This window comes from Corallococcus sp. 4LFB (genome assembly GCF_046520365.1).
Classification (GTDB): Bacteria; Myxococcota; Myxococcia; order Myxococcales; family Myxococcaceae; genus Corallococcus; species Corallococcus caeni.
In genome coordinates, this window is record NZ_JBKGHJ010001271.1 from 1 (window position 1) to 365 (window position 365).

Here is a 365-nt window from a genome sequence, read left to right on the forward strand (position 1 = left end):
GTACCCGGGCAACCCGCAGGGCCGGCACGTCCACGAGACGGGCGAGCGCGGCTGCGTGGTGGTGGACGTGGAGACGGCGTCGCGCGCCGCAGGTTCGTGCCGGTGGACCGCGTGCGCTGGCACCGGCTGGACGTGCCGCTGTCCGGCGTCACGTCGCTGGACATGCTCCAGGCGGTGGCCACGGAGGTGGTGGAGTCGCGCTGCGCGGAGGACTTCGACGGGCACGCCGTGCGCCTCACGCTGGCCGGGCGCGGGCCGCTGCACCGGGAGCTCACGCGGCCGGGGGCGCGGAGTCAGCTGGAGGCGGACCTGCGCGAGCGGCTGGCGCGGGCGCACCCGCCGGTGCTGCTGGAGTCGCTGCGCGC

At 77.5% G+C, this 365-nt stretch carries 1 pseudogene; it reads left to right on the plus strand.

Going from position 1 to position 365, the window contains the following annotated elements:
* Positions 1 to 365, plus strand: a pseudogene (locus ACLEQD_RS45280) (DNA repair exonuclease); the annotation flags it as partial.